Source organism: Micromonospora deserti (assembly GCF_003236335.1).
In the GTDB taxonomy this organism is placed as follows: Bacteria; Actinomycetota; Actinomycetes; order Mycobacteriales; family Micromonosporaceae; genus Micromonospora; species Micromonospora deserti.
In genome coordinates, this window is record NZ_POUB01000225.1 from 1 (window position 1) to 10,004 (window position 10,004).

Here is a 10,004-nt window from a genome sequence, read left to right on the forward strand (position 1 = left end):
ACCACCGGGAACGCGGAAGCCCCCGGTCGCCGGGGCGGCCAGGGGCTCCGGGGGTGCGGGTCAGCGGCGTGACTCGGCGGGTTCGTCGGGGCCGACGAAGGCCTCGCTGCGGGCGTCGCCGTCGTCGCTGCCCCCGAAGAGGCGGGCGTCGTCGGGCAGCTCGCCGTCGGTGCGCCGTGCCGGCCGCCGGGGCTGGACCCACTGCCAGGGCAGGTTGCTGCCGGCGTCGCCGATCTCGGCGCGCATCCGCGGCATCGCGGTCGGGCGCTGGTCCCGGACCCAGGCCACCAGGTGCTCGCGGACCAGGCAGCGCAGGTCCCACAGGCTGCCGGCGTCGGCCGCGCTGACCAGGGCCCGTACCCGGATCATGCCGCCGGTCGCGTCGGTCACCTGGAGCACGCAGACCCGGCCGTCCCACAGCTCGCTGCTCTCCACCCGGCGGCGCAGCTCCTCCCGCATGGCCTGCACCGGGATCGCCCAGTCGACGTCGAACTCCGCGGTGCCCAGCACCGCCGCCTCGGTGCGGGTCCAGTTCTGGAAGGGCTTGGTGGTGAAGTACGAGGTGGGCAGGATCAGCCGCCGGTCGTCCCAGATCTGGACCACCACGTAGCTGAGCGTCAGCTCCTCGATCCGGCCCCACTCGCCCTCGACGACGACCACGTCGCCGAGGCGTACCGCGTCGCTGAAGGCGAGCTGGAGACCGGCGAAGACGTTGCCGAGCACGCTCTGCGCGGCCAGCGCGGCCACCACACCGACGACACCGGCGCTGGTCAGCACGCCCGCGCCGATGCCGCGCACGGCGGGAAAGGTCATCAGCATCACGCCGACCGTGAGGACGACGATCACCGCGATGGTCAGCCGGCGCAGCATCACCACCTGGGTGCGCACCCGCCGGGCGTGCCGGTTGTCCGGCACGTCGACCCGGAACCGGGCCAGGGCGGTGTCCTCGACCACCACCAGCAGCGAGGCGACGAGCCAGGCCACGCTCGCGATCACGGCGAGCACCAGCAGGTGCAGCAGCACCCGCCGCCACGGCATGCCGACGGCGTATCCGGTGCTGAACCGCACGGCGAACTGGACGGCGAGGACGGTCGCGGCGACCTGGAACGAGCGGTGGGCGTGCTCGGTGAGCTCCGTCATCAGCTGCGAGTGTCGGCCGAGCCGCCGGATGACCCGGTGCGCGACCTCGACCACGAACACGGCGGTCGCCGCCGCGACGAGCGCGGCGACGATCGTCCCGAGGTAGCTCTGCACTTCTCTCCTCCTGGCGGGGGTGCGTCGGGCAGGGGGCCAATCCTGCCCGGCGTCTCCGGAATCGGCCAGCTCAGACCTTGCGGTACTGGAGGAGACAGAAGAGACCGAAGGCGGCGATGCCGAGGGCCACCACGGTGAGCTGCCCGTGGGTCTGCGCGGGCAGCGTGGCGTCCAGGCCGCGGGCCTGCTCCGGGTCGTAGTTCACCGCGGCCGCCACGACCAGCAGCCCGGCGATGCCGTAGCCGACGAAGCCGGACCGGGCGAGTGGTTCGAGCCACCGGCTGTTCGCCGTGCGGGCGGCGGTGGCTTCGGCGTTCCGGGTGAGAGCCATGGCCTCAGTCTCCGGACGCGAAGAGCTCCGAACGTCGTCCACCGCCGCCCGTACGGGCGTCAGCTGCCGGGATTCCGCGCAACGCGGATCTTGACCTCCTGGTCGGTGACGCTGTCCAGGGTGACCGCGAGACCACCGACGTCGGCGGCCTGCTGGCCGACGGTGAGCGAGAGCTGCTCCCCAGCCACCTCGACGGTGACCTGGTCGCCCTGCGCGCCGATCAGCTTGGCCTCGACGCCGAGGATGGTGGCGCTCGCCTCCACGCCCCGGTCGAAGGTGACCGTGCAGGCGTCGAGCCCGCAGTCGGTGGAGGCGCCCTCGGAGCTGCAGCCGGCGAGCACGGCGACGCCGAGCGCCAGGCCGGCCAGGAGGCCGGCGGCCCGGCGGGTGGGGGTCAGCGGGGAGTCAACGGGTCGGTTCGTCACGCGGCCAAGGGTACGAGACGGCCGCGACGCCGGCACCGGCCGGTGATCATCGATGCGGTGTGGGGCCGGTGTCCGGGCGGTGTCGTCCACGGGTGGCCGGCGGCGGGGCAGAATGGCCGGGTGAGCACCCTGGTCGAGGACAATCCCGCCAAGAACCGTTTCGAGATCCTGGTCGACGACGCGCTGGCCGGGTTCACCGCGTACCTGCCCCGCGGCGAGGTGTTGGTCTTCACCCACACCGAGGTGGACCCGAAGTTCCAGAACATGGGCGTGGGCTCGGCCCTGATCCGGGCCACCCTCGACCAGCTGCGCGAGCGGGGCACCCGGGTGGTGCCCCGCTGCCCCTTCGTGGCCGCGTTCATCGACCGCCACCCCGAGTACGCCGACATGGTCACCGCCCAGCCCTGACGCCCTGGGCGTGGTCACCGGCCGGTGAGGTGCCCGGCGGCGGCGTGGGCGGCGGCCCGGGTGGCGCCGTGGGTGGCGATGTGCACCGCGCCGGCGACCAGGGCGGGCACGCCCAGCTCGACCACGACCGCGTCGGGACGGGCGGCCAGGGCTCGCGCCACCGCCGCCCGCATCCAGTCGTGCCGGTGCAGGTCCCGGACCACCAGCACCACCGGGCGGCCGGCGGCGCCGGCGGTCGGGTCGGCGGGGACGCCGGTCTCGGCGTAGCGGGCGGTGGTGGTGCCGGGGAGCAGGTCGGCCAGCGGCACGGCGAGGCCCCACGGGGTTTCCGGCCCGATCGCGATGTTGCGCGGCGGCTCGAACTCCACCACGTGCACCGGGCCGGTCAGCGGCAGCGCCGGCGCGCCGGCCGGCGCGGTGGTGACCCGTAGCGCGCGGCGGGCGGCGGCCAGCCCGACCGGGGAGCCGTCGGCCGGAATGCCGGCCCGGTGCGGGCGGTGCGCGCGGGCGGCGACGGTCCAGGCGGCAAGCTGGCCCACCCGCTTGGCCGCCTCGGCGAGCCGCTCCTCGGGCAGCTCGCCGGCGATGACCGCGGCGACGATCGCGTCCCGCAGCTGCCGGGCGGACTCCTCGTCGGCCCGCTCCCCGCCGATGCAGATCGCGTCCGCGCCGGCCGCGAGGGCCCGGACCGCCGCGCCGGCGAAGCCGTACCGGTCGGCGACCGCCCGCATCTCGACCGCGTCGGTCACCACCACCCCGGAGAAGCCCAGCTGGTCACGGAGCAGCCCGCTCAGGATCGGGCCGCTGAGGGTGGCCGGCAGCTCCGGGTCCAGCGCCGGCACCAGCAGGTGGCCGGTCATCACCGCCTGCACGCCGGCGGCGACGGCGGCGCGGAACGGGGCCAGCTCGACGGCGTCCAGCCGGGCCCGGTCGGCGGTGATCCGGGGCAGGTCGTGATGCGAGTCGACCCGGGTGTCGCCGTGGCCGGGGAAGTGCTTGGCGCAGGCGGCGACGCCGCCGGACTGCAACCCGCGGATCCAGGCGGCGGTGTGCCGGGCGACCAGCGCCGGCTCCGCGCCGAAGGCGCGTACCCCGATCACCGGGTTGTCCGGGTTGGAGTTGACGTCGGCGTCCGGGGCGTAGTTGAGGGTGACGCCGAGGTCGGCGAGTTCGGCGCCGAGGTCGCGGGCGACCTCCTCGGTGAGCGCCGGGTCGTCGACCGCGCCGAGGGCGAGGTTGCCCGGCCGGCTGCTGCCCCGGGCGGACTCGATCCGGGTGACGTCGCCGGCCTCCTCGTCGATCGCCACGATGACGTCCGGGCGTTCCGCGTGCAGGGTGGCGGTGAGTTCCGCCAGCTGCGCCGGCTCGACCACGTTGCGGGCGAAGAGCACCACCGAGCCGAGCCCTTCGCCGAGCCAGCGGCGGATCCAGGGGGGTGGGGTGGTGCCGACGAAGCCGGGCTGCAGGACGGCGGCGGCCAGTGGGTCCAGGTCGTCCGTCGGTGCGCTCATGCGGTCCCGCCCTCGCCGTGGCTGGTGAATCGCTCACTCATGCGGTCGTCGTCCCCCCCGTCTCCTCCGCGCCCGGCGGCCCGCCACCGGCGGCGGTGCTGACATGGTCACACCGCGCGATGAAATAGTCAATAAACCTTACAGTTGCGCCGGGACGCGGACGTGGGACAGTGCGGGGATGGATCCCGTGTTGCTGACCGACGCGACGAGCCCGGCCGACGTCCCCGGCGTACGCCTGCTCGGCGTGGTGGTTGGCGGCCTGCTGCTGCTGGCCGCGATCCGGGCCGTATTCCGCCGCTGAGCCCGCCCGCCGGTGTGGACGGCACCCACCGGGGTACCGCCTGCCTCGTCGACCAGGTGCAGACGGCGAGGGGGAAACATGAAGATCGGCTATTTCCTGTCCAGCGAGGAGTTCACTCCGGCCGAGTTGCTGGCGCAGGCGCGCGGCGCCGAGCAGGCCGGCTTCGAGGCGCTGTGGATCTCCGACCACTACCACCCGTGGACCGAGCCCCAGGGCCAGAGCCCCTTCGTCTGGTCGACGATCGGCGCGCTCAGCCAGGTCTGCCGGCTGCCGGTCACCACCGCGGTCACCTGCCCGACCTTCCGCATCCACCCGGCGGTGATCGCCCAGGCCGCGGCGACCAGTGCCGTGCTGCACGACGGCCGGTTCACCCTCGGCGTGGGCACCGGCGAGGCGCTCAACGAGCACATCCTCGGCGACGCCTGGCCGCAGACCGACGTCCGGCTGGAGATGCTGGAGGAGGCGGTCGCGGTGATCCGCGAGCTGTGGCGCGGCGGGTTCGTCAACCACCACGGCCGGCACTACACCGTCCAGCACGCCCGGGTGTACACGCTGCCGGACAGCCCACCGCCCATCCACGTCTCGGGCTTCGGCCCGAAGTCGATCGACCTCGCCGCCCGGATCGGCGACGGGTACATCAACACCGCCCCGAACGCGGAGATGGTCCGCCGGTTCCGCGAGGGCGGCGGGGGCGACAAGCCGTGCCAGGCCGGCTTCAAGGCCGCGTACGCGCGCACCGAGGAGGACGGGATGCGGATCGCGTACGAGCGCTGGCCCAACTCCGGGGTGCCCGGTGAGCTGTCCCAGGTGCTCCCCTCGCCGCGCCACTTCGAGCAGGCCGCCCAACTGGTCCGGCCGGAGATGATGAAGGAGGTGCACGTCTGCGGCAGCGACGCCGACGCGCACCTGGCGAAGATCGAGCAGTACGCGAAGGCCGGCTTCGACGAGGTCTACGTGGCCAACATCGGCCCCGACTGGCAGGGCCTGTTCGACCTCTACCAGCGCGAGGTGCTCCCCCGGCTGCGCTGACAGCGGTGTGCACCCAAGACGCCGGCGCGGCGGTTGGCGGATCGGGCGACAGCCATCGAATCCGGGGCGGCGGTTGGCGGATTCGGGACCGGCGGTGGGCCGGGCGGCGCCGGTCAGTCGCCGGGCGGGGCGATGCCGTGCAGCAGGGTGGTGACCAGGTCGTCGACGGCCCCCGGCGACAGCTCGGCCGGCGCCGGCGCCGCCGGGTCGAGCAGGTGGCTGAGCACCAGGTCGTGGCAGACCCCGACGACCAGGGCCGCGACCGCGTCCACCCGGGCCCGCGCGGCGACCCGGCCGAGCCGCTGCTCGGCCCGCAGTGGCCGGAACCCGCACCGGACCGGTCGCCGGTTTCGCCACTGATCAACCGGGTACCTCCGGCCCGCGATGAAGCTGCCCACGCACTCGACGACGTTGCGCCGCGCGGCGCGGAGTCTCTTCGGCTGGACCGCGCTGCGGCCCGACCAACTGGCCGCCATGCGGGCGGTGATGAAGCGCCGGGACGCCCTCGTGGTGCTCCCCACCGGCGCCGGCAAGTCGGCGATCTACCAGATCCCGGCCAGCCTGCTCCCCGGCCCGACCGTGGTGATCTCCCCGCTGCTCGCCCTGCAGCAGGACCAGATCGCGGCGCTCAACGAGCGGCAGCGGTCCGAACTGCGCGCGGTGCGGATCAGCTCGAACGAGTCACCCGCCCAGCAGGCCGAGGCGATCGCCGAGGTGCGAGCGGGCCTGGCCGAGCTCCTCTTCATCACCCCCGAGCAGCTCAGCGACCCCGACCGGCTGGCCGAGGTGCGCTCGCTGGGGCCGGCGCTGGTGGCGGTCGACGAGGCGCACTGCATCTCCGCCTGGGGGCACGACTTCCGCCCCGACTACCTGGCGCTGGGCCACCTCATCGAGGGCATCGGCCGGCCGCCGGTGGTCGCGCTGACCGCCACCGCCTCCCCGCCGGTCCGCGACGACATCGTCGCCCGGCTGCGGCTGCGCGACCCGGAGGTGGTGGTGTCCGGGCTGGACCGGCCGAACCTGTTCCTGGAGGTCACGCACTGCCCGACCGAGGACTACCGGTGGCGCCGGCTGATCGCCCTGCTCGGCGACGGCACGGGGCCGGGCATCAGTTACGTGCCCACCCGCCGCGCCGCCGAGGACCTGGCGGCCCGGCTCACCGACGCCGGATTCCCGTCGACGTACTACCACGGTGGCATGGCGGCCGGCGCGCGCGCGGAGCTGCACGAGGCGTTCCTCTCCAACCAGGTGCCGGTCATGGTCGCCACCTCCGCGTTCGGCATGGGCATCGACAAGCCGAACATCGCCTGGGTGGTCCACATGGCACTGCCGGACTCGCCGGACAGCTACCTCCAGGAGATCGGGCGAGCCGGCCGGGACGGCGGGCCGGCCCGGGTACTGCTGCTCTGGCAGGCCGAGGACATCGGGCTGCGGCGCTTCTTCACCGGCGGTCTGCCGGACGTCGACGAGCTGCGGGACCTCTCCGCGTTGCTGCGCCGCAGGGCCAGCAGCAAGAAGGAGCTGCGCGAGCTGACCGGTCTCGGCCCGCGCAAGCTCGGCCGGTACCTGGCCCTGCTGGAGCAGGTCGGTGCGGCCGAGCCGCGGGCGAAGCAGCGCATGGGCGCGCCCCGCTACTCGCCGACGCCGGTCGACGCGGCTACGGCGGCCCTCGCCGAGGCGGAGCGGCAGCGGAGCGTCACCCGGTCCCGGACGGACATGATGCGGGCATTCGCCGAGACCACCGCCTGCCGGGGGCAGACGCTGCTGGCCTACTTCGGCGAGCAGATGACCCAGGTCTGCGGGCACTGCGACAACTGCCACGCCGGCACCAGCACCCCCGACGACGGCGCGGTCGGACCGTTCCCGGTGCACAGCCAGGTCCGGCACCCGGAGTGGGGGCCCGGCCTGGTGCTCAGCTACGAGGAGGACCGGATGACGGTTCTCTTCGACGAGGTGGGGTACAAGACGCTGTCCGTCAGCGTGGTGTCCGAACAGGGCCTGTTGACCCTGGACTAACCTGAGCCCGGCGCCGCTGGCGGGGCCGAGGTGGATGACGAGCGGGAGGGCGTTGCCGTGATCGAGCAGCCGGCGTACACCGGGTTCGGTTTCTCCGACGAGGAGTGGGGGCTGCTGGTCGGCCTGCCCCAGTCGGTGCTGACCGCGGCGAGCGCCGCCGAGTCCGACGGGACCCGGCGCACGATGGCCGAGAACGCGGCCGGGCTGGAGACCATCTCCGCCGGCCGGGAGTCGGCCAGCCCGCTGGTCGCCGCGGTGGCGGGGGAGGTCGTGACCCGGGTGGGCGACCCGGAGGCGGGAGCGGAGCTGCCGGTCATCGAGCCGGCCGACCCGCGCGCGCTGGTCGAGGACGTGCTGGGCCGGGCCAGGGCCGCCGCGGCGCTGCTGGCGGTCAAGGTGAACGAGGGCGAGGCCGGGGCGTACAAGCACTGGCTGGTGGAGGTCGCCGAGCAGGTGGTGGGCGCCGCGTCCAGCGGCGGCATCCTCGGCATCGGCGGGGACGTGGTCAGCGACTCCGAGCGGCACTTCCGCGACCGCCTCGCCCAGGTGCTCGACGACTGAGGCGCGCGGCGGTGGTGCCCCCAGCCGGGGGCACCACCGCCGTTCCCGCCGGCCGACGGGCCGGGCGGTCAGGCGATCCGGCGGCGGAAGAGCACCGCGGCCACGACCATCGAAATGACCAGGATGCCGAGACACCAGGCCACCGCGTGGGCCGGCGCCGAGCCCGCCGGGGTGTCCAGCAGCAGCGCCCGCAGCGTCTCGATGACCGGCGTGACCGGCTGGTGGTCGGCGAAGCCGCGCAGCCAGGTCGGCATGGTCTCCACCGGCACGAACGCGCTGCTCGGATAGGGCAGGAACATCGCCAGGAAGGTGAACCCGTTGGCCGCCTCCGGGGTGCGGGCCAGCAGGCCGAAGGCGGCCGAGAGCCACGACACGGCGAGCAGGAAGAGCAGCAGCACCCCGGCCGCGGCCAGCCAGCGCGGCGGGTCGACGGCCGGCCGGAACCCGATGGCGACGGCGACCGCCAGCACCAGGACCGTGGCGACGGCGTTGCGCACGACGCTGGCGACGACGTGCCCGGCGAGGATCGCGGTTCCGCCGACGTCCATCGTGCGGAACCGCTCGATCACCCCGGTGGCCAGGTCGGTGGTGACGCTGACCGCCGTGCTGGCCGCGCCGAAGCCGGCGCAGAGCAGCAGCACGCCGGGGACGACGTAGGTGACGTACGCGCTCCCGGTGTCGATCGCGCCGCCGAACAGGTAGACGAAGAGCAGCATCAGGATCACCGGCAGCAGCAGCGAGGTCAGCAACGCGTCGACGTTGCGGCGGGACAGCCGTACGCAGCGCCCCACCATGACCAGCGCGTCGGCCGGCCGGGCGGTCAGCTCAGACACCGGCCACCTCCCGCCGCCCGGCCGCCATCGGCCGGCTGGTGAGGGTGAGGAAGACGTCGTCCAGGGTTGCGCCGCGGACGGTGAACCGGGCGATCCCGCGCCGGTCCGGATCGGCCTCGTCGAGCAGGTCGCGGACCTGCGTCCCGCTGCCGTCGGTGGTCACGGCCAGCTCCAGCCGGACCGGGTCCCGGTGGGTGACCCGGTCGCCGAGCCGGACGGCCGCGTCGGCGAAGCTGGTCGTGTCGTGCATCGTCAACTCCAGGCGGTGCGCGCCGAACCGCCGCTTGAGCTCGCTCGGGGTGCCCTCGGCGGCGAGCCCCCCGCCGTGCAGCACCGCGATCCGGTCGGCCAGCCGATCCGCCTCCTCCAGGTACTGCGTGGTGAGCAGTACGGTGACCCCGGCACCGGCCAGCTCGCCGACCACCTCCCAGAGCCCCTGCCGGCTGCGCGGATCGAGCCCGGTGGTCGGCTCGTCGAGGAAGATCACCGACGGCTCGCCGACCAGGCTGGCGGCCAGGTCGAGGCGGCGGCGCATCCCGCCGGAGTACGTGGCCACCCGCCGCCCCGCTGGCGCCACCAGGTCGAAGCGCTCCAGCAGCTCGGCGGCGCGACGCCGGGCCGCCGAGCGGGTCAGCCCGGCCAGCCGGGCCATCATCTCCAGGTTCTCCCGCCCGGTCTGCGCGTCGTCCAGGGCCGCGTGCTGACCGGCGAGGCTGATCGACCGGCGCACCCGACGCCGGTCACGGACCACGTCGTGACCGTCCACCCGGGCGGCGCCGCCGTCGGGGGCGGTGAGCGTGGCCAGGATGCGCACGGTCGTGGTCTTGCCCGCGCCGTTCGGGCCCAGCAGGGCGTGGACGCTGCCCCGGGCGACCCGCAGGGTCAGGCCGTCGAGCACGACGACCCCGCCGTAGGACTTGCGTAGCTCGACGGTCTCCACCGCCGGGGGTGCTGTCGCCATCCGCCTCTCACTCTCCGTGTTCTGCGTATGTCATACGCTTTACTGTGTGCACCATACGCAGAAGCTAGGATGACGGTCAAGACCGGACCGAGAGGTGAGGATGAGCGACCCGGACATCGACCTGCCGGAGAGCGTCGAGATCGCGTGGGGCCTGCGGGAACGCCCCGGAAAGGGCCCGCGGCGCAGCCTGACCCTGGAGCAGGTGGTGGCCGCCGGCATCCGGGTCGCGGAGACCGAGGGGCTGCCCGCGGTGTCGATGAGCCGGGTGGCCGGCGAGCTTGGCGTGGCGACCATGTCGCTCTACCGCTACGTGTCCGCCAAGAGCGACCTGCTCGAACTGATGGCCGACGCCGCGTACGGGGACCCACCCGCCC

Annotated in this window: 13 protein-coding genes; 6 read left to right on the forward strand and 7 right to left on the reverse strand. The window is 74.2% G+C overall.

Annotation, left to right across the window (positions count from 1 at the left end):
• Positions 1-60: 60 nt before the first annotated feature.
• The 3 genes from C1I99_RS24315 to C1I99_RS24325 form a co-directional block, all read right to left on the reverse strand.
• On the reverse strand, positions 61-1,254 hold the full coding sequence (locus C1I99_RS24315) for a mechanosensitive ion channel family protein (RefSeq protein WP_111136525.1): 1,194 nt from the start codon (positions 1,252-1,254) through the stop codon (positions 61-63).
• Positions 1,255-1,324: 70 nt separating this feature from the next.
• Positions 1,325-1,585 carry a DUF1206 domain-containing protein gene (locus C1I99_RS24320; RefSeq protein ID WP_233512685.1) on the reverse strand — a complete coding sequence of 87 codons (261 nt, stop codon included), beginning with the start codon at positions 1,583-1,585 and terminating at the stop codon, positions 1,325-1,327.
• 59 nt (positions 1,586-1,644) lie between these two features.
• Positions 1,645-2,010: a hypothetical protein gene (locus tag C1I99_RS24325; protein WP_111136526.1), complete on the reverse strand. Its 366-nt coding sequence runs from the start codon at positions 2,008-2,010 to the stop codon at positions 1,645-1,647.
• A 120-nt stretch (positions 2,011-2,130) separates the two neighbouring features.
• Here C1I99_RS24325 and C1I99_RS24330 point away from each other — a divergent pair, with 120 nt between their 5' ends.
• A complete protein-coding gene (locus C1I99_RS24330; protein WP_111136527.1) occupies positions 2,131-2,418 on the forward strand; it encodes a GNAT family N-acetyltransferase in 288 nt (95 codons plus the stop codon).
• Positions 2,419-2,432: 14 nt separating this feature from the next.
• Here the strand turns inward: C1I99_RS24330 and C1I99_RS24335 are convergent, their stop codons facing one another.
• The gene (locus C1I99_RS24335) at positions 2,433-3,929 is read right to left on the reverse strand and encodes a glycoside hydrolase family 3 protein (RefSeq protein ID WP_111136528.1); all 1,497 of its coding nucleotides are present in this window, start codon (positions 3,927-3,929) and stop codon (positions 2,433-2,435) included.
• A 178-nt stretch (positions 3,930-4,107) separates the two neighbouring features.
• Between C1I99_RS24335 and C1I99_RS34625 the strand changes: the two genes are divergently transcribed.
• Together C1I99_RS34625 and C1I99_RS24340 are read left to right on the forward strand one after the other, a co-directional pair.
• Positions 4,108-4,230, forward strand: coding sequence for a hypothetical protein (locus C1I99_RS34625; RefSeq protein ID WP_267897513.1), 123 nt, complete (start codon positions 4,108-4,110; stop codon positions 4,228-4,230).
• Between the two features lie 78 nt (positions 4,231-4,308).
• Entirely contained in the window at positions 4,309-5,259 is a 951-nt protein-coding gene (locus tag C1I99_RS24340; RefSeq protein WP_111136529.1) for a TIGR03557 family F420-dependent LLM class oxidoreductase, read from the forward strand.
• A gap of 113 nt (positions 5,260-5,372) precedes the next feature.
• On the opposite strand, the gene C1I99_RS24345 is transcribed toward C1I99_RS24340, so the two are convergent.
• Positions 5,373-5,657, reverse strand: a complete 285-nt coding sequence (locus tag C1I99_RS24345) for a hypothetical protein (RefSeq protein WP_111136530.1) — start codon at positions 5,655-5,657, stop codon at positions 5,373-5,375.
• On the opposite strand from C1I99_RS24345, the gene C1I99_RS24350 reads away from it, so the two are divergent.
• Positions 5,644-7,275 carry a RecQ family ATP-dependent DNA helicase gene (locus C1I99_RS24350; RefSeq protein ID WP_111136531.1) on the forward strand — a complete coding sequence of 544 codons (1,632 nt, stop codon included), beginning with the start codon at positions 5,644-5,646 and terminating at the stop codon, positions 7,273-7,275. The two genes, C1I99_RS24345 and C1I99_RS24350, sit on opposite strands and share 14 nt — an antisense overlap.
• Positions 7,276-7,332: 57 nt before the next feature.
• Positions 7,333-7,836 carry a hypothetical protein gene (locus tag C1I99_RS24355; RefSeq protein WP_111136533.1) on the forward strand — a complete coding sequence of 168 codons (504 nt, stop codon included), beginning with the start codon at positions 7,333-7,335 and terminating at the stop codon, positions 7,834-7,836.
• A 68-nt stretch (positions 7,837-7,904) separates the two neighbouring features.
• Here C1I99_RS24355 and C1I99_RS24360 read toward each other — a convergent pair whose 3' ends face one another.
• Complete coding sequence (locus C1I99_RS24360) at positions 7,905-8,669, reverse strand: ABC transporter permease (protein ID WP_233512686.1); 765 nt, start codon at positions 8,667-8,669, stop codon at positions 7,905-7,907.
• Complete coding sequence (locus C1I99_RS24365; RefSeq protein ID WP_111136532.1) at positions 8,662-9,630, reverse strand: ATP-binding cassette domain-containing protein; 969 nt, start codon at positions 9,628-9,630, stop codon at positions 8,662-8,664. Before C1I99_RS24365 ends, C1I99_RS24360 begins: the two co-directional genes overlap by 8 nt.
• Before the next feature lie 100 nt (positions 9,631-9,730).
• On the opposite strand from C1I99_RS24365, the gene C1I99_RS24370 reads away from it, so the two are divergent.
• A partial coding sequence (locus C1I99_RS24370) for a TetR/AcrR family transcriptional regulator (RefSeq protein ID WP_146604040.1) occupies positions 9,731-10,004 on the forward strand: 274 nt, incomplete at its 3' end.